19 protein-coding genes and 1 pseudogene are annotated in these 20482 nt (G+C 69.1%); 11 read left to right on the top strand and 9 right to left on the bottom strand.

Going from position 1 to position 20482, the window contains the following annotated elements; translation table 11 throughout:
- The 4 genes and pseudogenes from glnA to ntrC all read left to right on the top strand — a co-directional run.
- Window positions 1–796: pseudogene (glnA, locus tag IV088_RS13790) on the top strand (glutamine synthetase); the annotation flags it as partial.
- A gap of 192 nt (window positions 797–988) precedes the next feature.
- Window positions 989–1555: a hypothetical protein gene (locus IV088_RS13785; RefSeq protein ID WP_291102943.1), complete on the top strand. Its 567-nt coding sequence runs from the start codon at window positions 989–991 to the stop codon at window positions 1553–1555.
- A gap of 115 nt (window positions 1556–1670) precedes the next feature.
- Window positions 1671–2696 (top strand): nitrogen regulation protein NR(II), encoded by a 1026-nt coding sequence (glnL, locus tag IV088_RS13780; protein WP_291102945.1) that lies wholly within the window; start codon window positions 1671–1673, stop codon window positions 2694–2696.
- A 37-nt stretch (window positions 2697–2733) separates the two neighbouring features.
- Complete coding sequence (gene ntrC, locus IV088_RS13775) at window positions 2734–4269, top strand: nitrogen regulation protein NR(I) (RefSeq protein WP_291102941.1); 1536 nt, start codon at window positions 2734–2736, stop codon at window positions 4267–4269.
- 125 nt (window positions 4270–4394) lie between these two features.
- Here the strand turns inward: ntrC and xth are convergent, their stop codons facing one another.
- Window positions 4395–5159: an exodeoxyribonuclease III gene (gene xth, locus IV088_RS13770; RefSeq protein WP_291102938.1), complete on the bottom strand. Its 765-nt coding sequence runs from the start codon at window positions 5157–5159 to the stop codon at window positions 4395–4397.
- Between the two features lie 139 nt (window positions 5160–5298).
- On the opposite strand from xth, the gene IV088_RS13765 reads away from it, so the two are divergent.
- From IV088_RS13765 to IV088_RS13745, 5 genes are read left to right on the top strand one after another with little or no spacing between them, the layout of a single operon-like run.
- Window positions 5299–5952 (top strand): thermostable hemolysin, encoded by a 654-nt coding sequence (locus IV088_RS13765; protein ID WP_291102936.1) that lies wholly within the window; start codon window positions 5299–5301, stop codon window positions 5950–5952.
- Window positions 5952–7403, top strand: coding sequence for an AMP-binding protein (locus tag IV088_RS13760; RefSeq protein WP_291102934.1), 1452 nt, complete (start codon window positions 5952–5954; stop codon window positions 7401–7403). The genes IV088_RS13765 and IV088_RS13760 overlap by 1 nt, the downstream gene beginning before the upstream one ends.
- A gap of 20 nt (window positions 7404–7423) precedes the next feature.
- On the top strand, window positions 7424–8122 hold the full coding sequence (locus IV088_RS13755; protein WP_291102931.1) for an iron-containing redox enzyme family protein: 699 nt from the start codon (window positions 7424–7426) through the stop codon (window positions 8120–8122).
- Window positions 8119–8937, top strand: a complete 819-nt coding sequence (locus tag IV088_RS13750; RefSeq protein ID WP_291102928.1) for an SDR family oxidoreductase — start codon at window positions 8119–8121, stop codon at window positions 8935–8937. The genes IV088_RS13755 and IV088_RS13750 overlap by 4 nt, the downstream gene beginning before the upstream one ends.
- Window positions 8938–8960: 23 nt before the next feature.
- On the top strand, window positions 8961–9647 hold the full coding sequence (locus IV088_RS13745) for a tetratricopeptide repeat protein (RefSeq protein WP_291102926.1): 687 nt from the start codon (window positions 8961–8963) through the stop codon (window positions 9645–9647).
- 207 nt (window positions 9648–9854) lie between these two features.
- On the opposite strand, the gene IV088_RS13740 is transcribed toward IV088_RS13745, so the two are convergent.
- Genes IV088_RS13740 through IV088_RS13730 form a run of 3 tightly spaced genes read right to left on the bottom strand, consistent with a single transcriptional unit; the run spans window position 9855 to window position 12427 of the window.
- On the bottom strand, window positions 9855–10364 hold the full coding sequence (locus IV088_RS13740; protein ID WP_291102924.1) for a dihydrofolate reductase: 510 nt from the start codon (window positions 10362–10364) through the stop codon (window positions 9855–9857).
- Window positions 10365–10379: 15 nt separating this feature from the next.
- On the bottom strand, window positions 10380–11585 hold the full coding sequence (locus tag IV088_RS13735; protein WP_291102922.1) for a tetratricopeptide repeat protein: 1206 nt from the start codon (window positions 11583–11585) through the stop codon (window positions 10380–10382).
- Entirely contained in the window at window positions 11582–12427 is an 846-nt protein-coding gene (locus tag IV088_RS13730) for a thymidylate synthase (protein ID WP_291102920.1), read from the bottom strand. Before IV088_RS13730 ends, IV088_RS13735 begins: the two co-directional genes overlap by 4 nt.
- Window positions 12428–12563: 136 nt before the next feature.
- Between IV088_RS13730 and IV088_RS13725 the strand changes: the two genes are divergently transcribed.
- On the top strand, window positions 12564–13184 hold the full coding sequence (locus tag IV088_RS13725; protein WP_291102918.1) for a glutathione S-transferase family protein: 621 nt from the start codon (window positions 12564–12566) through the stop codon (window positions 13182–13184).
- Between the two features lie 12 nt (window positions 13185–13196).
- Here IV088_RS13725 and IV088_RS13720 read toward each other — a convergent pair whose 3' ends face one another.
- From IV088_RS13720 to IV088_RS13710, 3 genes are read right to left on the bottom strand one after another with little or no spacing between them, the layout of a single operon-like run.
- Complete coding sequence (locus tag IV088_RS13720; protein ID WP_291102916.1) at window positions 13197–14357, bottom strand: sugar MFS transporter; 1161 nt, start codon at window positions 14355–14357, stop codon at window positions 13197–13199.
- A 47-nt stretch (window positions 14358–14404) separates the two neighbouring features.
- Window positions 14405–15829, bottom strand: a complete 1425-nt coding sequence (locus tag IV088_RS13715; RefSeq protein ID WP_291102913.1) for an FAD-binding oxidoreductase — start codon at window positions 15827–15829, stop codon at window positions 14405–14407.
- Entirely contained in the window at window positions 15826–16290 is a 465-nt protein-coding gene (locus tag IV088_RS13710; protein ID WP_291102910.1) for a DUF2069 domain-containing protein, read from the bottom strand. The genes IV088_RS13715 and IV088_RS13710 overlap by 4 nt, the downstream gene beginning before the upstream one ends.
- Window positions 16291–16375: 85 nt before the next feature.
- On the opposite strand from IV088_RS13710, the gene IV088_RS13705 reads away from it, so the two are divergent.
- Window positions 16376–17617, top strand: coding sequence for a YihY family inner membrane protein (locus IV088_RS13705; protein WP_291102908.1), 1242 nt, complete (start codon window positions 16376–16378; stop codon window positions 17615–17617).
- Window positions 17618–17620: 3 nt separating this feature from the next.
- On the opposite strand, the gene IV088_RS13700 is transcribed toward IV088_RS13705, so the two are convergent.
- Window positions 17621–18907: a cytochrome P450 gene (locus IV088_RS13700; protein ID WP_291102903.1), complete on the bottom strand. Its 1287-nt coding sequence runs from the start codon at window positions 18905–18907 to the stop codon at window positions 17621–17623.
- A gap of 42 nt (window positions 18908–18949) precedes the next feature.
- Entirely contained in the window at window positions 18950–20470 is a 1521-nt protein-coding gene (locus IV088_RS13695) for a PLP-dependent aminotransferase family protein (protein ID WP_291102901.1), read from the bottom strand.
- Between the last annotated feature and the right edge of the window lie 12 nt (window positions 20471–20482).

Here is a 20482-nt window from a genome sequence, read left to right as displayed (position 1 = left end):
TCCGGTTGAAGTGTTCCACCACGAAGTGGCTGGCGCTGGTCAGAACGAAATCGGCACCCGCTTCAGCACCTTGGTGCAGCGCGCCGACTGGACCATCCTGCAGAAATACGTGGTGCACAACGTCGCCAACGCCTACGGCAAGACCGCGACCTTCATGCCCAAGCCCTACGCCGGCGACAACGGTTCCGGCATGCACGTGCACCAGTCGGTCTGGAAAGACGGCAAGAACCTGTTCGCTGGCGACGGCTATGCCGGCCTGAGCGAATTCGCGCTGTACTACATCGGCGGCATCATCAAGCACGCCCGTGCCCTGAACGCCATCACCAACCCCGGCACGAACTCGTACAAGCGCCTGGTGCCCGGCTTCGAAGCCCCGGTGAAGCTGGCCTACTCGGCCAAGAACCGCTCGGCCTCGATCCGCATCCCTTACGTGCCGAACCCCAAGGGCCGTCGCGTGGAAGCCCGCTTCCCCGATCCCCTGATGAACCCCTACCTGGGTTTCGCCGCGCTGCTGATGGCCGGTCTGGACGGTGTGGAAAACAAGATCCACCCGGGCGAAGCCGCCACCAAGGACCTGTACCACCTGCCGCCGGAAGAAGACAAGTTGGTGCCCACCGTCTGCCACAGCCTCGACCAGGCGCTGGAGCATCTGGACAAGGACCGTGCTTTCCTGACCAAGGGTGGCGTGTTCACTGACTCCATGCTCGACGCCTACATCGAGCTGAAGATGGGCGAAGTCACCCGCGGCCGCATCGAAGTGGCCCCGGTCGAGTACGACATGTACTTCAGCCTGTGATGCACCGACCCGGCTCGGCCGGGTGGTGAAAATCACGAAAAGGGACGGCCCAAAGCCGTCCCTTTTTTCGTTTCTGCCCGGGTATTCTCCAGTGCCTGCCCGGGCACCGGAACCGCGGGGCACGTTTTCGGTCATACTGGAACGTGAACCGTCAAGCGCCCACTGGCGCATGGAGACTCTGCGTTGCTGAACATGACACCTGCTGCCTCGATTCGCTGGATCGCTCTGGCCACCACCTCTGCTTTTGTGCTGCCAGCGCTGGCTCAGGAGCGCATCTACCGGTGTGGCAACGAGTACACCAACAACGCGGTGGTGGCCAAAAGCCGCGGATGCAAGGTGATGGAAGGGGGCAACATCACCATTGTGCAAGGCACCGCGCCACAGGCCGGCGCCGCGCCCCGCACCAGCGCATCGCCCGCTGCGCCGCGAACGGCCCCCCGCAACGATTCCGCCGAGCAGCGTTCGCGCGACAGCGACGCGCGCCAGATCCTTGAATCCGAGCTGCGCAAAGCCGAAGACCGCCTGTCCCAATCCCAGAAGGCCTATGCCAACGGACAGCCGGAAAAAGAGGGCATCGAGTCGCGCAACCACCAGCGCTACCTCGATCGCGTGGCCGAACTCAAGGCCGCGGTGACGCGCGCCGAAAGCGATGTGAGCGGCCTGCGGCGAGAGCTGGGCCGGATGGGCGCTGTGCCTCCCGCCGGCCCGGGTGCCGCTGCGCCCGGCACACCGACCGCGCCCGAATCTGCCGCAAAATAGCGGCTTGAAAAACCCCAGCCCCAACCCCACTCCGTCTTCCGCCCGCGCACCGGCCCCGCCGGGCCACCCCGGCCTCCGCGCTGTGCCCGCCCACAGCCGTTTTCAGTCCCTCGATCTGCTCGCCACCCTGGTGGCGGTGGTGGCGTCCGACGGCGCCGTGCTGTACGCGAACGCCGCGCTGGAGGATGCGTTGGGCATGTCCCGCCGCAGCATCGCGGGTGCATTTCTGCAGGACTGTTTCACCGACCCGCAGCTGCTGCAGAACGCGCTGTCTGGTGCCCGTGGCAACGAGTTTGCGGCCCTGCGCTACGACGCCTGGCTCAAGCGTGTGACCCATGAGCCGCTGCCGGTGCACGTGGTCGTGGCGCAGACAGAAACGCTGGGCGAGGTCATCGTCGAGCTGCTGCCACTGGAGCAGCAGACACGGCAGGAGCGTGAGGAGCGGCTCATCGACCAGGCCCAGGCCAACAAGGAGCTGATCCGCAACCTCGCGCACGAGATCAAGAACCCGCTGGGGGGTATTCGTGGCGCAGCGCAGTTGCTCGAACTGGAGCTCGACAACAAGCAGCTGACCGAATACACGCAGGTGATCATCCACGAAGCCGATCGGCTGCAGTCGCTGGTGGACCGCCTGCTCGCGCCGCACCGCCGCCCGCACGTGGTCGGTGATGTGAACATCCACGAGGTGTGTGAGCGTGTGCGTTCCCTCATCGTGGCCGAGTTTCCGAAGGGGCTGCGCGTCGTTCGCGACTACGACACCTCGATTCCCGAGTTCCGTGGCGACCGCGAGCAGCTGATCCAGGCGGTGCTCAACATCGCGCACAACGCGGCACAGGCCCTGTCCGAGCGCATCGCCGCGGGCGACGCGCAGATCACCTTCAAGACCCGCGTCGGGCGACAGGTCACCTTCGGCAAGCAGCGCTATCGGCTGGCACTGGAATTGCATGTGATCGACAACGGGCCTGGCGTGCCCGACTCGATCAAGGACCGCATCTTTTTCCCGCTGGTGTCGGGGCGCGATGGCGGCTCAGGTCTGGGGCTCACACTGGCCCAGACCTTTGTGCAGCAACACCACGGATTGATCGAGTGTGAGAGCGCGCCTGGCCAGACGGATTTCAAACTGTTGATTCCGTTGCCTTGAAACCGAACGCCTCGATTGAGGAAGGGAAGACGCACACATGAAGCCCATCTGGATAGTGGATGACGACCAATCGATCCGCTTTGTGCTGGAGAAGGCGCTGCTGCGTGAAAACCTGCCCACCCGCAGTTTCATCAACCCCCAGGAAGTGCTCAAGGCGCTGGCCGAGACGCCCGAGCACGAAGGCCCGCAGGTGCTGGTGAGCGACATTCGCATGCCCGGCGGCTCCGGCCTCGATCTGCTGGAGAAGGTCAAGGAGAAGCTGCCCGGCCTGCCCGTGATCATCATGACGGCGTTCTCCGACCTGGACAGCGCGGTGTCGGCTTTTCAGGGCGGTGCGTTTGAATACCTGCCCAAGCCATTCGATCTGCCCAAGGCCATCGAGCTGATCCACCGCGCGGTTGAAGAGAGCCAGCGCGAAGAGGTCTCGCAAGAGTCGATCACCGATGCGCCCGAGATGCTGGGCCAGGCGCCCGCGATGCAGGATGTGTTCCGCGCCATCGGTCGGCTCTCGCAGAGCCAGGTCACGGTGCTGATCACCGGCGAGTCGGGGTCGGGCAAGGAGCTGGTGGCACGTGCCCTGCACAAACACTCGCCGCGCGCGGGCGGGCCGTTCGTGGCCATCAACACAGCGGCCATTCCGAAGGACCTGCTGGAGTCCGAGCTGTTCGGCCATGAGCGCGGCGCCTTCACCGGCGCGCAGACCATGCGCCGCGGCCGCTTCGAGCAGGCCGATGGCGGCACGCTGTTTCTCGACGAGATCGGCGACATGCCGTTCGATCTGCAGACGCGCCTGCTGCGTGTGCTGTCCGACGGGCACTTCTACCGTGTCGGTGGCCACAGCGCGGTGCGCGCCAACGTGCGCGTGATCGCCGCCACCCACCAGAACCTGGAACAGCGCGTCAAGGAAGGCGTGTTCCGCGAGGACTTGTTTCACCGTCTCAACGTGATCCGCCTGCGCCTGCCCGCGCTGCGCGAGCGCCGCGAAGATGTGCCCATGCTCACGCGTTTTTTCCTGCAGCAGAGCGCCAAACAACTGGGCGTGGAGCCCAAGCGCATCTCCGATGGTGCGCTGCGCCTGCTGAGCGGTTTCGACTTTCCTGGCAACGTGCGCCAGCTGGAAAACGTGTGCCACTGGCTGACCGTCATGGCCCCGGCCCAGGTGATCGAGCTCAAGGACCTGCCGCCAGAGGTGCTCGCAGGAGCCGGTGCGCTGTCGGACGCGCTGGTGGAGGCTCCAGCCCCACTGGACGTGCCCCTGGTCGCCGCGCTGCCTGAAGCCATGGGGATGCCCGCGGTGTCCCCGGCGGTGCTGTCACCGGTGGCACTGCCTCTCGTGGCCGAGGCGCCGCTCCCGCTGGTGTCGGCCTGGGAGAGTGGTCTTCAGGCCGAAGCGCGTTCGTTGCTGGAAGCGGGCCGCACCGATGTGTGGGACGTGCTCACCCGCCGCTTCGAGACCGGGCTCATTCTCACAGCGCTGGCCAACACCCGGGGGCGCCGCATCGAGGCGGCGCACAAGCTGGGCATCGGGCGCAACACCATCACGCGGAAGATCCAGGAATTGAATCTCGAGTGATTAACCCCACCCCCGCCGCGCTGCGCGCGACCCCCTCAAGGGGGCAACGCGGTGCGGCCCGGCGAAGCCGGTTCCGCCGCGTTCCCGGATGGTGCAGATCCTCTCCTTCTCGATCTATCTGTATATCAGTTCAGCGTCAACACCACCGGCGCGTGATCGCTGGGGCGTTCGTTCTTGCGCGGCAGCTTGTCCACTGCGCAGGCCGTGGCGCGTGACTTCAAGGCTTCGCTGACCAGGATGTGGTCGATGCGCAGACCGCGGTTGCGGCGGAACGCGAACTCGCGGTAGTCCCACCAGCTGTAGTTCTTCTCGGGCTGCGGGAACAGTCGCACCGAGTCGGTCAGGCCCAGACCGATCAGCGCCTGCAGGTGGTTGCGCTCTTCGGTCGTGCAGTGGATCGTCTCGCGCAGGCCCACCGGGTCCCACACGTCGAGGTCGTCGAAGGTGATGTTGTAGTCGCCCATGAGCACGAGTTGCGGGTGCGCCGCCAACTCGGCACGGACCCACTCGCGCAACGCATCGAGCCAGCGCATCTTGTAGACGAACTTGTCGCTGTCGGGGGCCTGGCCGTTGGGGAAATAGGCGCCGATCACGCGCACGCCAGCGACGGTGGCACACAGCACGCGCGCCTGCTCGTCGGTGAAGCCGGGGATGTTCCTGACCACGTCCTCGGCCGGTGCCTTGCTCAGCAGCGCCACGCCGTTGTAGGTCTTCTGCCCGAACCACTGCGCGTGGTAGCCGATGTCGGTGAAGGCCTGCACGGGAAACTTGTCGTCGGTCAGCTTGAGCTCCTGCAGCGCGAGCACATCCACCGGATTCAAGGCAAGCCAGTCGAGCACCTGCGGCAGGCGCACGGTGAGGGAGTTGATGTTCCAGGTCGCAAGGCGCATGGGTGTGTCGCAGGGAGTGAAGGGGTCGGAGCATTCTAGGTTTTCCGCCCTGTGGCCGCGCCATAAGACTCACTTAATCTGGCCTGCCCACCATGCATTCCCATGCCGGCCTCATCGGGTCGGCGCTCAAGGAATCCGGATGCAACTGGCCATCGCCGCCCCGAACCCGGGGCCCCTCCTGCCCCAGCCCGAAGGCGCTCCCGCCGCGACGCTCTTTGGCTGGCATTCGCCCGTCGATCCGGATCGGGCCGAGGTCGAGCGCTTCGTTCAGCGCGTGTATGCCCGCCACTTTGGCGCGCAGGTGCGGCATTTTGCGCCGCAGCTGGTCAGCCTGCGTGATCGGGTCAGCGGTGAGATCGTGGCCGCGGCCGGTTACCGGCAGGCCAGCGTGGCGCCCCTGTTTCTGGAGCGCTACCTGGACCGACCGGTCGAGCAGTGCCTGTCTCAGCCTGGCGCGCAAGCGCCGTCGAGAAACGGCATCTTCGAGGTCGGGCACCTGGCCGCGGAGCGTGCGGGGGAAGGGCGGCGCCTGATACTGCTGATGGCCCGGCACCTCGCCGAACACGGAGCGCAATGGGTGGTCAGCACCTTGACCGAAGAGCTGCGACACCTGTTCGTGCGTCTGGGCATCACGCCCCTGGCGCTCGGGCGTGCCGACGCGGCGGCGCTCGGCGGCGATGCGGGCGAGTGGGGCAGCTACTACGAACACCACCCGGTGGTGCTGGCTGGGCAGGTGCAGCACGCCCTGCGGCTGTTCGAACGGCGCCGGCCGGCGCAGGGGCTGGGCCTGTGATGCCGCTGCCCGATGCCATCGCCCTGAGCGACGGCGAGCGCCGCCTCACCTACGCCGAGATGCAGGACGGCGTGGACACGCTCGCCGAGCGCCTGCGCGCACAAGGCACCCGCGTGCTCGCCACGCTGATGGACAACGCCATGGCCTGGGTGGTCGCGGATCGCGCGGCCGAACAGGTGGGTGTCGTGCATGTGCCGCTGCCGGTGTTTTTCACGCCGCAGCAGATCGCTCACGCGCTGCGGGCGGCCGGCGTGGACAGCCTGCTCACGGTTCCCGCTCTCGCCCAGCACTGGCCCCAGGCTGAGGCTCTCGACTGGGACGTCGTGGGCACGTCGCTGTGCTGCCTGCGTCTGCCGGCCGCTGGTCTGCCCATGCCCGCGGGCACCGCCAAGCTCACCTTCACCTCCGGCACCACCGGCACCCCCAAGGGCGTGTGCCTGAGCGCTCAAGCCATGCAACGGGTGACCGACGGGCTGGTGCAGGCGCTGGAGCCGCTGGACATCCGGCGCCACCTGTGTGCTCTGCCCCTGGCCGTGCTGCTGGAGAACATCGCCGGTGTCATGGCGCCGCTCGCCCGAGGAGCCGAGTGCATCGTGCCGCCGCTGGCCGAGCTGGGGCTGACCGGTTCGTCCGGCTTCGACCCGGCCCGTTTTCACGCCGCGGTCGAACGCTTCCAGCCCCACAGCCTCATCCTGCTGCCGCAGATGCTGCGCGCCTGGACCGGCTGGCTGCTGCAGCAGGGCCTGCGGGCGCCCGCCTGCTTGCGCATGGTGGCGGTGGGTGGGGCTGCGGTGGGTGCACCGCTGGTGCTCGCCGCGCGCCAGGTGGGCATCCCGGCCCACGAGGGCTATGGCCTGTCAGAGGGCGCTTCGGTGCAGACGCTGAACCTGCCGGGAGCGGACCGCCCGGGCAGCGCGGGCAAGGCCTTGCCGCACGCGCGGCTGCGCTTGAACGCACGCGGTGAGATCGAGATCGCGGGCAGCCTGTTTTCGGGCTACCTGGGTGAAGCGATATCCCCCGGCGAATGGTGGCCCACCGGCGACCTGGGCGAGATCGATCCGGACGGCTTCGTTCACGTGCGGGGGCGCATCAAACACGTGTTGATCACCGCCTTCGGCCGCAACGTGTCGCCCGAGTGGGTGGAGACGGCGCTGCGCAGCGGTCCGACGCTGGCCCAGGCGGTGGTGTTCGGCGACGGCGAACCGGCGCTCAGCGCGGTGGTGTGGCCGCTGGCGGCGGCGGTGACCGACGCCCAGATCCAGGCCGGCGTCGACGCCGCCAACCAGACGCTGCCCGACTACGCGCAGGTGCGGCACTGGGTCCGCGCCCAGGCCGCGTTCTCCGCCGACACGGGGCTGGCCACGGCCAACGGCCGTCCGCAACGCAGCGCCATTCTTCACCGGCATGCCGAGGCACTCGGCATCGCTTCGGCCACGGCCGCTGCCCTCTGATTCCTTGACGAAAGAACCCCATGTCGTTTCATGCCCAACTGCTGCAACTCACCGAATCGTCCCGCATGGGGCTGCTCTCCGCGCCCATCATCCAGGGCTGTTTGCGCGGCGAGGTGTCGCTGCCGAGCTACGTCGCCTTCCTCACCGAGGCCTACCACCATGTGAAGCACACCGTGCCGCTGCTGCAGGCTTGCAAGGCCGCGCTGCCGCCACACCACGCCTGGCTCAACGACGCGATGGACGAGTACGTGGAAGAGGAGCGGGGCCACGAGGCGTGGATCCTCGACGACATCCGCGCCTGCGGCGGCGACGCTGAGGCGGTGCGGCTGGGTCAGCCCGGCCATGCCGCCGAGGTGATGGTCGCCTACGCCTACGACACCATCCACCGCCGCAACCCGCTCGGCTTCTTCGGCATGGTGCACGTGCTCGAAGGCACCAGCGTGTCGCTCGCGCTGCTCGCGGCCGACAACATCCAGAAGCCGCTGCACCTGCCCGACGCCGCGTTCAGCTACCTGCGCTCGCACGGCACGCTGGACCAGGAGCACACGGCGCACTTCCAGTTGCTCATGGACCAGATCGAAGACCTGCAGGACCAGCGCGACATCGTGCACGGCGCACGCGCCTTCTTCCGCCTGTACGGCGACGTGTTTCGTGGCCTGCCCTTGCCCCAGGCGCCGGTGGCGTCGCCCGCGCTGGCCCCGGCCGGGGTGGTGGCATGAAGGCCCCGCAAGCACGGGTGGTGCTCACCGGTGCCAGCGGGGGCATCGGTCACGCCAGCGCCGCGGCGCTGCTCAAGGCCGGCGCGACGGTGATGCTGGTGGGGCGCTCGGCCCCCCGGCTGGCCGAGCAGGCGCGGCAACTGGTGCGGGAGACGGGCGTCGACGCCTCGCGCGTCGAACACCGCCTGGCCGATCTCTCGCGGCCTGAAGACCTCGCCAGCCTGGCGGTGATGGCCGCGGGCTGGGGCGGCAACGTGCTGGTGCACAACGCCGGCCTGGCCTCGTTCGGTCACCTGCAGGACCTGCGCCCAGCGGACGTGCAGGCGGTGCTGCACACCAACCTGATCGCGCCCATGCTGCTGACGCAGAGCCTGCTGCCCCACCTGCTCGCGCAGGCGCGGGCGCAGGTGATCTGCGTGGGGTCCGCGCTGGGGGCCATCGGCCTGCCGGGTTACAGCGTGTACAGCGCCAGCAAGTTCGGTCTGCGCGGTTTTGCCCAGGCCTTGCGCCGCGAGCTGTGCGAGACCGCGGTCCAGGTCCAGTACCTCGGGCCGCGCAGCACGCGCACCGCCTTCAACAGCGAGGCGGTCGAGGCCTACAACCGCGCCACCGGTTCGGCGATGGACCGCCCCGAACAGGTGGCGCTGGAGCTGCTCGCCCTGATGGAGAGCGAGGCGGCCGAACGTTTTGTGGGCTACCCCGAGAAGCTGGCCGTGCGCCTCAACGGCCTGGCGCCGTCCTGGCTCGATGGCAGTTTCAAGAAGCACAGCCGCAGCCTGCCGCCGGCGGCGCCGGCGCTGCTGGCCCATTCCTGAACCGTTTTTTTGGAGAAGATGTCATGCGTTTTGTTTCTGCCACGAACCCCTCGTCCATCGGCGCCACGCGCCGCCGTGCCACCCAGTGCCTGCTGGCGGCCGCCGTGCTGGCGCTGAGCCCGGCGGTCCGGGCCGCGACCGCCGACGAAGCGGTGGTCGACCTGCAGCAGGCCTGGGAGATGATCAATTACAGGACGCCCGCCGCGGAGCGTGAGAAGAAGTTTGAGGCGCTCGCCGGCCGCGCGCACAAGGTCAGCGAGTCGTTCGCCGGCAAACCCGAACCCATGGTCTGGGAAGGCATCATCCTGAGCTCCTGGGCGGGCGAGAAGGGCGGTCTGGGTGCGCTCTCGCTGGTCAAGCAGGCGAAGGCGCTGTACGAAGCGGCGATCCGGATCGACGGCAACGCGCTGGACGGCTCGGCCTACAACAGCCTGGGCGTGCTGTACTACAAGGTGCCCGGCTGGCCGCTGGGTTTTGGTGACCAGGCGAAGGCGCGCGAGATGCTGCAGAAGGCGCTGGCGATCAATCCCCAGGGCATCGATCCCAACTATTTCTACGCCGACTTTCTTGTGCAGACCGAGGAGCCGCAGAAGGCCGTGGCCCATCTCGAAAAAGCCTTGCAGGCACCGGCCCGGGCCGGCCGTGCGGTGGCCGACGAAGGCCGCCGCACCGAGGTGCGCCAGCTGCTCGACAAGGTCAAGGGCAAGTAAGCCCCCGGCGGGCATCAAGCGCGACGCGCGAAACGGTGCGGCCAAGGGCACCGCCGGGCCGGCTTTGCCGGACGGCCAGTGCGCCTTGCAGGCCGCAGCCTCACCAGAGGCGAGGCTTCTTCGGGCCGTCCAAGCCTGCGCAGGCAGGCTTGGAGCCGCGGCCCTCAGCCCCCTTGAGGGGGACGCGCGGAGCGCGGCAGGGGTGGGTCAAATCACCTGTCGGCGGTACGTGACGAAAGCCAACGGCAGGCCGCTGGCGGCCACGAGGCTTTCGCGCGCGGTTTCTTGCCACTCCGCGCCCAGCGCGGGCGCGAAGGCATCACCGTCGAAGTCCCGAGCGATCTCGGTCACCACCACCGTGTTGGCCAGCGGCAGGGCCTGCGCGTAGATCTGCGCGCCGCCGATCACCCAGGCGTCGCTGCCGGGTGGGCACAGGGCGCGCGCCGCGTCCAGCGAATGCGCCACCGCGGCGCCTTCGGCGTGCCAGCGCGCATCGCGCGTGACCACGATGTTCGGCCGACCCGGCAGCGGGCGAAATTTCGCCGGCAGCGAGTCCCAGGTCTTGCGACCCATGATCACCGGGCAGCCCAGGGTGGTCCGCTTGAAGTGCGCGAGGTCTTCGGGCAGGTGCCAGGGCAGGGCGTTGTCCTTGCCGATCACGCCGTTGGCGGCCCGGGCGTAGATGAGGTTCAGGCGGGCGGGTGCGAGGTCGTTCATGGGCATGTGGGCGGGTCAGAGCCAGGGATGGCGGTGAATCCAGTGCTGGAGCAGTCGGGCCTGTTCGTCGGCACGGACCGCGTGTTCATTCTGGCCGATGTGCAGGTGGTTGCCCGCCGGCGGTGTGGGGCCGGGGACGGGCAAGCTGCCCGGCAGGGTGAAGAGGCGGTCGTGGATGCACACCGAGTGCCGCACCAGCGGCCAGACACGGTCGCGCAGGAACCACTGGTCGATGTTGGGCGTCTCCAGCATCGCGCTCTGGTAGGTGTTCAGCATGGCGGCCATCGAGGGCAGCACCCCGGCGACGCCCCCCCAGAGGCCGGCGAGCATCAGGTCGGTGTGGGACCACCAGTCGCGGATCACGTGGAAATGCGCGCCGCCGTCCAGCCACGCGTTGACCGCGCCGGCCTCGCGTTCGCTGAGCACCGAGTCCGCATCACGCGCGAGAAAGTAGCCCACGGCGGGATCGTTCGCCACCTGAAAGCGCCAGCACAGGCGCTGGCGCTGGCTCGCCGCAGCGCCGGTGTGTTTCACCACCTGGGCACCGAGCTGGTCCAGCAGCGCGAGGAAGCCCGCGGGCACGCTGTCGTCCACGTAGAAGCGCAGCGTCCATCCCGGGAAGAGGCCGGGCGCCACCAGCACGTTGCGCAGCGCGCCGCGCAGGTAGCGCGGCTGGGCGCCCCACAGGCTGAAGGCGATCACGTTGGGTTTGTCGCCGATGCGGCGCTGGCCTGCGCTGGCGCGCATCGCGGGCAGGTGCCAGCCGGGGTGCGGCGCCGCCGCTTCCACCGAGCGGCGGTCCTTGACCACGAGCGACCGCGTGCCGGCCGCGCGGGCTTCGTCCAGCCGGTTCAGGTGGCGCAGCTCGGCGGCGAGCATGTCGCAGGCCACCGGGTCGTCCGGGGTGTGGCGCAGCACGGCCTGCGCGGCCTCGACGGCCTTGTCGTGAAGGCCCATGCGGCCGTACAGAACGCTCAGGTTGCGCCGCGATTCAGTGCGATCCGGGTCCAGCTGGCAGGCCCGTTCCTGCATGCGCAGCGCACCCTGCAGGTCTTTGCCGAGCCAGAGGTAGTAGCTCAGCTGTTCGTGGTGGCGGGGCGAGGGCCCTTGTGGCTCGGTCGCCGTGTTGAGCAGGCCCACGAGGGTCTGGATCGCTGCGGTGGGCTGGCCCGCTTCCCAGAGCCGGTGGCCCTCGGTGCTCCAGCCCTCGGGCAGCCTCATACCGCCACCGGGGCCTTGATCGGTGGGTGGCACTCGTAACCCATCACCTCGAAGTCTTCGTACTGGTAGTCAAAGATCGACTCGGGGCGGCGCTTGATGTTCAGCGTCGGGTAGGCGAAGGGCGCGCGGCTCAGTTGCAGTTGCACCTGCTCGTGGTGGTTGTCGTAGATGTGGCAGTCGCCGCCGGTCCAGATGAACTCGCCCACGTCGAGATCGCACTGCTGCGCCACCATGTGGGTGAGCAGCGCGTAACTGGCGATGTTGAAGGGCACACCGAGAAAAATGTCGGCGCTGCGCTGGTAGAGCTGGCAGCTGAGCCGGCCGCGTTCGCCCGGGTTCTGGGGCGGCGCCACGTAGAACTGGAAGAAGGCGTGGCAGGGCATGAGCGCCATCTTCGAGAGCTCGGCCACGTTCCAGGCGCTCACGATGATGCGGCGCGAATCGGGGTTGTTCTTGAGGGTGTGGATCACGTCGGTGATCTGGTCGATGTGGCCGCCGTCGGGCGTGGGCCAGCTGCGCCACTGCACGCCGTAGACCGGGCCGAGGTCGCCGTCGGCGCGTGCCCATTCGTCCCAGATGGTGCAGCCGCGTTCCTGCAGCCACTTCACGTTGCTGTCGCCGCGCAGGAACCAGAGCAGCTCGACGATGATGGCCTTCAGGAACACCTTTTTGGTGGTCACCAGCGGGAAGCCTTCGTTGAGGTCGAAGCGCATCTGGTGGCCGAACACGCTCTTGGTGCCGGTGCCGGTGCGGTCGCCCTTGTCCACGCCGTTCTCAAAGACGTGGCGCATGAAATCTTCGTATTGCGAGCGCACGGGGCGCTGGGGGCGGTGGTCGGTCATGGGGCAACTTCGATGGGCAACGGGTGGGCCAGACCCGGATTGTGCCCGCTCTGCATCGCCCCTGCGCCAGGGTGGACCGGCGCGGGCCAGCCGACTACGATGCGGCCTCGCGACACCCGCCAACAGGAGCACCGCCATGCCTTCACTCACGCTCTACACCAACCCCCAGTCCCGTGGCCGCATCGCGCACTGGATGATGGAAGAACTGGGTGAACCCTACGAGACCGTCTGGCTCGACTACGGCACCCCCATGAAGGCGCCGGACTACCTGGCGATCAACCCCATGGGCAAGGTGCCGGCGCTGCGCCATGGCGACACGGTGGTGACCGAGGCTGCGGCCATCTGCGCCTACCTGGGTGACCGGTTCCCGGAAAAAGGCCTGATCCCGCCGCCTGGCTCGCTGGCCCGGGCCGACTACTTCCGCTGGTTGTTCTTCGCCGCCGGGCCGCTGGAGCAGGCCGCTGTGGCGCGCTCGCTCGGCTGGGAAGTGCCCGCGGGCCGCAGCGTGATGGTGGGCTTCGGCAGTTACGCCGACACGATGAACGCGCTGGAGCTCGGGCTGTCGAAGGGGCCGTATGTGTGCGGTGAACAGTTCACCGTGGCCGATGTCTACGTGGGGTCCAGCCTGGTCTGGGGCCTGATGTTCGGCACCATCGAGAAGCGGCCGGTGTTTGAGGCCTATGCCGCGCGGGTGCAGGCGCGGCCGGCCTGGCAGCGCTCGGCCCAGATCAACGAAGCACGCAGCAAACCCGTTTGAGATCGCACCGTCTCAGGTCAGCCGGTCGAGCGCCCGGGTCGTCCACAGCAGGGCGATCAGCAGCAGCACCACCACCGGCATCACCGCACCGAGCCCGACCCAGGTGGCCAGCAGGCCGAACGCGGCCGGGATGACCGAGCCGCCCGCATAGGCGGCCATCATCTGCCGGCCGATCACGGTGCGCGCCACGTCCGCCGGAAAACGCCGCGCGGCCTCGTGCATCAGCGAGGGAAACACCGGCGCGCAGCCCAGGCCCATGAGCACCAGGCCGGCCAGCGACAGCGCCGGGGGCAGGCCGGGCAGGGCGAACAGCGTGGCGCCGGCCAGGGCCAGCGCGACCCCCAGGCCCACCAGCCGCCGGTTGCCCAGGCGGTTCGAGACCAGGCCCACGCCGAAGCGCCCCGCGGTGATGGAGCCGAAATACACCGAGACCCAGAAGCCCGCCTGGGCCAGGCTGCTGCCCCGGTCGTTCACCAGGATGCTGGCGGCCCACAGGCCGGTGCCCATCTCGGCCGCCACGTAGAGCAGGAAACACAGCGGTGCCAGCCACAGGGCGCGGGGCGCAACCGGTTTGAACACCACCGGTGCCTCGCCCGTTGCCTCGGCGCCGTTCGGGTGGCCATGTTCGCGCCGCCAGAGCGGCAGCGTGGCCCAGAGCAGCGCGGCCAGCGTGAGCTGGGCCAGGCCGAGGGCGAGCACGCCACGGGTCCAGCCCCCCGGGCTGGCCAGCGCCAGGCCCATCACGGCCGGGCCGGTGGTGGCGCCCACGCCCCAGAAGCCGTGCAGCCAGTTCATGTGGCGCGACGAGTAGTGCGCCGCGACGAAGTGGTTCAGGCTGGCATCGACCGCGCCACCGCCCGCGCCCAGCGGAATGCCCAGCAGCACCAACCAGGCAAACGAGGGCGCGACGGAGAAACCCACCAGGGCCAGCGCGGTCATCAGGCAGCTGGCCGCGACCACCACGCCGGTGCCCACCCGCGCCACGACGCGCCCGGCGAAGCCCGCGCTGAGCGCGGCGCACACCGTCATGGTGATGGTCAGCACGCCCACGGCGGCCAGCGGCTGGCCCATGTCGGCCCGCATGGCGGGCCAGACCACGCCCATGACGGCGTCGGGCAGCCCCAGGCTGACGAAGGACACGTAGACGATGGCGAGCAGGAGCAGGTGGGCCAAGCAGCGGATCTCGGTGGGTGGAGGGGCCGGCGGGGGGCCGGCCCGGCTCAGCGCGTCAGCACGCGCCCGGGGTTCAGCAGGTTCTGCGGGTCCAGCGCCTGTTTGATGGAGCGCATCAGCGCCAGCGCCACCGGGTCTTTGTAGTGCGGCAGCTTGTCCACCTTGAGGCTGCCGATGCCGTGCTCGGCGCTGATCGAGCCCTCGAACCGCGCCACCGCGTCGAACACCAGGGTGTTCACGCGCGCTTCCTGCTCGCGCAGGAAGGCCTGGGGATCACCGTTTTCCGGCGCCTGCACGTTGTAGTGCAGGTTGCCGTCGCCCAGGTGGCCGAAGTTGACCAGGCGCACGCCGGGCATCTCGCGCTCCAGCAAGGCGTCGGTCTCTTCGCAGAACGCCGGGATGCGCGAGACCGGGATGCTGACGTCGTGTTTGATGTTCAGGCCTTCTTCGGCCTGCGCCAGCGGGATGCTCTCGCGGATGTGCCAGAGCGCGTGGGCCTGCTGCAGGCTCTCGGCGACCACGGCGTCGCTCACCACGTCCTGCTCGAACGCGGTTTCCAGCAGGCGCTCAAACTGCTCGCGGGCATGCGCTTCGGACTCGCTGTCGCTGTTTTCAAGCAGCACGCAATAGGGGCTGTGTTCCCAGAGCGGCACGCGCTGCTGCGGAAAATGTTTCGCCACCAGGCTCAGCGCGAACTGGCCCATGACCTCGAAGCCCGTGAGGCCTGCGCCGAGGTGCTGGTGCGCCAGACCGAGCAGGGTGACGGCCGACGCCAGGTCGGGCACGGCGGCCCAGGCCGTGAGCCGGGCGGCGGGCTCCGGGTAGAGCTTCATGGTGGCGGCGGTGATGATGCCCAGCGTGCCTTCGCTGCCCACGAACAGGTCGCGCAGGTCGTAGCCGGTGTTGTCCTTGCGCAGGCCCGAGAGGCCGTTCCAGACCTCGCCTTGCGCCGTCACCACCTCCAGCCCCAGGCAGAGGTCGCGCGCGTTGCCGTAGCGCACGACCTGCGTGCCGCCCGCGTTGGTGGCGAGGTTGCCACCGATGGTGCAGCTGCCCTCGGCCGCGAGCGACAGCGGGAACAGGAAGCCCGCTGTCTCGGCGGCGTCCTGCAGGTTCTGCAGCACGCAGCCCGCGTCCACCGTCATGGTGAGGTTGGCGCCGTCGATGGCGCGCACGCGGTTCATGCGCGTCAGCGAGAGCACGACCTGGGTGCCCGAGTCGTCGGGCACCGAGCCCACCACGAGGCCGGTGTTGCCGCCCTGCGGCACGATGGGCGCACCGGCCGCCACACAGGCCTTGACCACGGCCGCGACCTCGGCGGTGTTGCCCGGTCGCACCACGGCGAGCGCCCGTCCGCGCGAGCGTTTGCGCCAGTCCTGTTCCCAGGCGGCCAGGTCGGCGCCGGGGTCGTCGTGGGTCAGCACCTGGGCGGCGCCCACGATGTCTCGAAGGGAATGCAGCAGTTCGCTCATGGTCGGGCTTTGGGAGGGATCGGATCGCTGGCGTAGCCGGCCGCCGCGGCGCGCCTCGCCGTGTCGTCGGCCACGGCCGCCTTGCCGGCCGCGCGCAGGCGGGTGCGCACGTGCAGCGCGCAGGCCACGAAAAGCACCACGCACATCAGCACCTCGATGCCCGCGAGCGCGGCCGAGAGGCCGGTGTCGCTCCAGGCGCGCACCGCGCCTTCGGTGAAATACAGCCACACCAGCAGGCTCACCCAGCGGTAGGTGTACATGCGGTTTTTCAGCAGGCCCGCGAGCGGGATGGTGAGCGGCAGCACCTTGATCACCAGCCAGGAACCACCCGGGCGCAGCGGCGCCAGCCACAGTTCCCAGGCCAGGCCGAGCGCGATCAGGCCCAGCAGGCTGCCCACGGCGAGCGTGCGCGTCCAGCGCACGGCGGGGGAAAGGGGCGGCGAGGCGGGGGAGGGTGTCATGTCGGGGCGGGGGGAGATTCGGGGCACCAGGGCGCTTGCGCACGAAGGTGAGGGGCCCGGGGCACGGTTCTGGGATGATACCGGGATGACCCTGACCGACCGCTGGCGCCAACTGGAAACCCTGCTGGGCGAACTCTGGCGCGACACGCTGAATTTTCCCTGGCGCAACACCGCGCTCACGCTGCGCGAACGCTTCCGCGAAGACCAGCTGGGCGTGGCCGCGTCGAGCCTCACATTCACCACCACGATCTCGCTGGTGCCGCTGTTCACCGTGGCGCTGGCGATCTTCAGTGCCTTCCCCATGTTCGCGCGCCTGCAGACCACGCTGCAGCGCTGGCTGATCGAAAGCCTGGTGCCCGAGAACATCGCCAAGCAGGTGCTGAGCTACCTCAACCAGTTTGCGGCCAAGGCCGGGCAGATGGGCTGGGCCGGCGCGCTGATCCTGCTGGTGACGGCGCTGGCGCTGATCCTGACGATCGACCGCAAACTCAACGACATCTGGCGCGTGCGCCAGCCCCGGCCGCTGACGCAGCGCATCCTTGTTTACTGGGCGGTGCTCACGCTCGGGCCGCTGCTGCTCGCTGCCAGCCTGGCCGCGACTTCATACGCGGTGTCGGTGTCGAGCGACATGGTGTCGGGCCGTTCCGGGGGGCTGCGCCTGCTGCTCGACTCGCTGCAGTTCGCGCTGATGACCGGCGGCATGGCCGCGCTCTACCGCTTCGTGCCCAACACGCACGTGCGCTGGAGCCACGCGCTGGTGGGCGGGCTGTTCGTGGCCGGCGGCATCGAGCTGGCCAAGGGCGTGCTGACCTGGTACCTGGCCAAGGTACCCACCTACTCGGTGGTCTACGGCACCTTTGCCACGGTGCCGATCCTGCTGGTGTGGTTCTACGTGGCCTGGGTGATCGTGCTGCTGGGCGCGGTGGTGGCCGCCTACCTGCCCAGCCTGCTCTCGGGCATCGCGCGGCGCGGCAACTCCCCCGGCTGGCGCTTCCAGCTCGCGCTGGAAACGCTGGCGCAACTGCAGGCGCTGCGCGAGTCTCCGCAACGCGGCCTGAGCCTGCAAGCCCTGGCGCAGGCGCTGCGGGTGGACCCGCTGCACCTGGAAGAACCGGTGGGCGCCCTGGTCGCGCTCGACTGGCTGGGCCGGCTGGACGAAGCCGACGAGCGTTATGTGCTGCTGCAAGACCCGGTGAACCTGCCGCTGGCTCCGCTGGCGAAACGCCTGCTGCTGCCGCAGTCGGCCAGCACCGGGGCCTTCTGGGCGACCAGCGGCCTGGACACGATGACGGTGGCGCAGGCGCTGGAAGCGCCCTCCGTGCCCTGAACTTCAGCGGACGCTGAACGGCGCGCGCAGAAAGCCGCGAAAACGGGCCCGCCCGCCCCGGGTCGGCGCGGCGCTCAAGCTGAAATCCGGAAAGCGCTGCAGGAAGCGGCCGATGGCGATGCGGCCCTCCAGCCGCGCCAGGCTCAGACCCGCGCACTGGTGGATGCCGAAACCGAAGGCGAGGTGCTTGTTGCCCTCGCGTTGCAGGTCCAGCGCCTCGGGGTCGGCGTAGGGCATCGGGTCGCGGTTGGCCGCGCCGATGCACAGCGTGACCAGCGCACCGGCGGGCAGGTCCACGCCGCCCACCTGGGTGGCCACCAGCGCGCGCCGGTTGCCGAGCTGGTTGGACGATTCGAATCGCAGGCACTCGTCCACCGCCAGCGACAGCACCTGCTCTTCGGCGGCCGCGTCACCCGCCGTGGCCCGCAGGTCGGCCAGCAGCCGCGCGCGCGCCGCCGGGAACTCCTGCATCAAGATCAGGCCGTTGCCGATCAGGTTGGTGGTGGTTTCGTGGCCGGCGTTGAGCAGGAAGATGCAGTTCTGCAGCAGCTCGACCTCGCTGAGGCGGTCGCCACCGGTCTCGCCCTGGATCAGGCGCGTGAGCACGTCGCGCTCGGGGTCGCCCGGGGCCTTTCGGCGTTCAGCGACCAGACCGCGCAGGTAGGCCAGCATCTCGGTCACGCTGCGGTTGCCGGCGGCGTGCTGCTCCGGTGTGGGCACGGGTTCGAGCGCACCCAGGATGGCGAGCGACCAGTCGCGCAGCGGGCCGCGGTCGGCGTGCGGCACGCCCAGCAGGTTGCCGATGATTTCCACGGGAATGGCCGACGCGAAGTCCTCGATCAGGTCGCCGCCGCCCTGGGTGTCGATGCGGTCGAGCAGGCTGTCCACCAGCGTGATCAGGCCGGGCTCCATGTCGGCGATGGCGCGGCGCGTGAGGGCGCCCATGATGAGCTTGCGCACGCGGGTGTGCAGCGGCGGGTCGTTGAACACCAGGCTGGTGGTGTGGTGCTCGAAGAGCGGGGACTCGGCGCCGTATTTGGGCGCGAACTCCACGTGTTTGTCGGAGCTGAAGGTGGTGGCGTCTCGGTACACGCACACGAGGTCGGCGTGGCGCGTCAAAAAGTACGAGCCGTCGGGCATGCGCCGCACCGGCTCGGTCTCGCGCAGCAGCGCGTACACCGGGTAGGGGTTGGCCAGGAAGTCGACGGGCAGGGCGCGCAGGTCGAAGGTGGCGGCGATCTCGCGTGCGCGCCCGGGGCTCATGGCTGGAGTGATGATCTGTTCGTGCATGGTGCGGCCATTGTGGCCGCAGCGCCGGACAACGGCTGTCGTTCAGGCGCGCCGCAACAGGGGCGCGGCCGGCCCGGCGTCGGGTCGCTTCAGCATCTCGCCCGCGATCTCGCCGATGCGCGCCAGCGCCTGCATGCTGACAGGGTTCCAGGGGCCGGAGAAGTTCAGGCGCAGGCAATTCCGGTAGCGGTCAGTCGCAGTGAACAGTTCGCCCGGGCCGAAGGTGATGCCTTCGCTGGCGCAGCGTTTGAACAGCGCCATGCTGTGAATCACCGGGTCCAGCTCCAGCCAGAGCGTGTCGCCCGAGGGCGGGTTGCTCACCCGTGTGCCGGCAGGAAAGTGGTGGCCGATCAGGTGGCGGGCTTCGTGGCGGCGCTGGTGCATGTGGGCGGTGAGTCGCCGCAGGTGGGCCTCGTAGCTGCCCTGGGTCAGCAGATCGGCGAGCGCCTCTTCCAGCACCACATTGGTCGCCGCGCCTTGCAGCCTTTTGTGGGTGGCGATGGCGTCGCGCCAGCGGCCGGCCTCGACCCAGCCAAGGCGGATGCCCGGGGTGAGGGTCTTGGCAAACGAGCCGCAGACCATGACGTTGCCGTCGGTGTCCCAGGCTTTGGCGGCCTTGCGGCGTTCGTCGCCGGCCAGCAGGTCGTTGAACACCACGTCTTCGATCAGCGGCACGCGCCGCTGCGCCAGCAGCCGCACCAGCCGCTGCTTGGCGGCCAGCGGCATCACCGCGCCCAGCGGGTTGGACAACGTGGGCGCAGCCAGCACGGCCTTGATGGGCTGGGTGTCCAGCGCCAGCTCCAGCGCGGGCAACGAAAGACCGGTGGCCGGATGGGTGGGGATCTCCAGCACCCGCAGGCCCAGCGATTCGATCAGGTCGAGGTAGCCGAAGAAGGTGGGCGACTCCAGCGCCACCACGTCGCCCGGCTGCGTGACCGCGCGCAGGCACAGGCTCACAGCCTGGGTGCAGCTGGCGGTGATCACGATGTGGTTCGCGTCCAGCGAGCAGCCCAGGTGCAGGGCGCGCTGGGCCACCGCCTGGCGCAGCGCGGGCCGGCCGGCGTCGGCCTTGTTGTATTCGGTCAGGCTGCGGCGGTGCACGCGCGAGGCGCGGCCCACGGCCACGCGCAGGCGCCTGTCGTCAAACAGCTCGCTGCTCTGCGGCGAGAAACCACCGAAGCTGGCGCGGTCGCCGGGCTGGTGCAGCATGGCAAAGGCCTCGGAGCGGCTTTGCCGCTCCAGCAGGAAACTGCGCTGTGGCGGTGCGCTCAGGCTGGGCTGGGCGATGCGCTGGGCGCGTTTCACGAAGTAGCCGGCCTTGGGGCGCGCCTGCACCAGGCCCTGCTCTTCGAGCTGGCGGTAGGCCTGCATGGCGGTGGAGATGGACACGCCGCGCGTCAACGCCGTTTCGCGCACCGAGGGCAGGCGCTGGCCGGTCTTGAAGGTGCCGCCGTGGATCAGCTGCGCCAGCGCCTGCGCGATCTGCTGGTACAGCGGCAGGGTGGGGGGTGGTTCGGCCTTGGGTGCCGGACACAGCGCAAGGGTGGGTGGCGGGGCGGTCATGGCCTTTCCATG

Source organism: Hydrogenophaga sp. (assembly GCF_018780075.1).
In the GTDB taxonomy this organism is placed as follows: domain Bacteria; phylum Pseudomonadota; class Gammaproteobacteria; order Burkholderiales; family Burkholderiaceae_C; genus Hydrogenophaga.
The sequence above is the reverse complement of the archived record's forward strand: the minus strand, read 5'-3'. Positions and strand labels throughout refer to the sequence as shown.

Coding starts and splice junctions, on each gene's coding strand:
- IV088_RS13695 (WP_291102901.1), bottom strand. CDS start 20,470: ATGACCGCCCCGCCACCCACCCTTGCGCTGTGTCCGGCACCCAAGGCC.
- IV088_RS13735 (WP_291102922.1), bottom strand. CDS start 11,585: ATGAGGCTGCCCGAGGGCTGGAGCACCGAGGGCCACCGGCTCTGGGAA.
- IV088_RS13700 (WP_291102903.1), bottom strand. CDS start 18,907: ATGCACGAACAGATCATCACTCCAGCCATGAGCCCCGGGCGCGCACGC.
- IV088_RS13740 (WP_291102924.1), bottom strand. CDS start 10,364: ATGAACGACCTCGCACCCGCCCGCCTGAACCTCATCTACGCCCGGGCC.
- IV088_RS13765 (WP_291102936.1), top strand. CDS start 5,299: ATGCAACTGGCCATCGCCGCCCCGAACCCGGGGCCCCTCCTGCCCCAG.
- IV088_RS13715 (WP_291102913.1), bottom strand. CDS start 15,829: ATGAGCGAACTGCTGCATTCCCTTCGAGACATCGTGGGCGCCGCCCAG.
- IV088_RS13710 (WP_291102910.1), bottom strand. CDS start 16,290: ATGACACCCTCCCCCGCCTCGCCGCCCCTTTCCCCCGCCGTGCGCTGG.
- IV088_RS13750 (WP_291102928.1), top strand. CDS start 8,119: ATGAAGGCCCCGCAAGCACGGGTGGTGCTCACCGGTGCCAGCGGGGGC.
- IV088_RS13745 (WP_291102926.1), top strand. CDS start 8,961: ATGCGTTTTGTTTCTGCCACGAACCCCTCGTCCATCGGCGCCACGCGC.
- IV088_RS13755 (WP_291102931.1), top strand. CDS start 7,424: ATGTCGTTTCATGCCCAACTGCTGCAACTCACCGAATCGTCCCGCATG.
- IV088_RS13705 (WP_291102908.1), top strand. CDS start 16,376: ATGACCCTGACCGACCGCTGGCGCCAACTGGAAACCCTGCTGGGCGAA.
- IV088_RS13760 (WP_291102934.1), top strand. CDS start 5,952: ATGCCGCTGCCCGATGCCATCGCCCTGAGCGACGGCGAGCGCCGCCTC.
- IV088_RS13725 (WP_291102918.1), top strand. CDS start 12,564: ATGCCTTCACTCACGCTCTACACCAACCCCCAGTCCCGTGGCCGCATC.
- IV088_RS13730 (WP_291102920.1), bottom strand. CDS start 12,427: ATGACCGACCACCGCCCCCAGCGCCCCGTGCGCTCGCAATACGAAGAT.
- xth (WP_291102938.1), bottom strand. CDS start 5,159: ATGCGCCTTGCGACCTGGAACATCAACTCCCTCACCGTGCGCCTGCCG.
- IV088_RS13785 (WP_291102943.1), top strand. CDS start 989: ATGACACCTGCTGCCTCGATTCGCTGGATCGCTCTGGCCACCACCTCT.
- ntrC (WP_291102941.1), top strand. CDS start 2,734: ATGAAGCCCATCTGGATAGTGGATGACGACCAATCGATCCGCTTTGTG.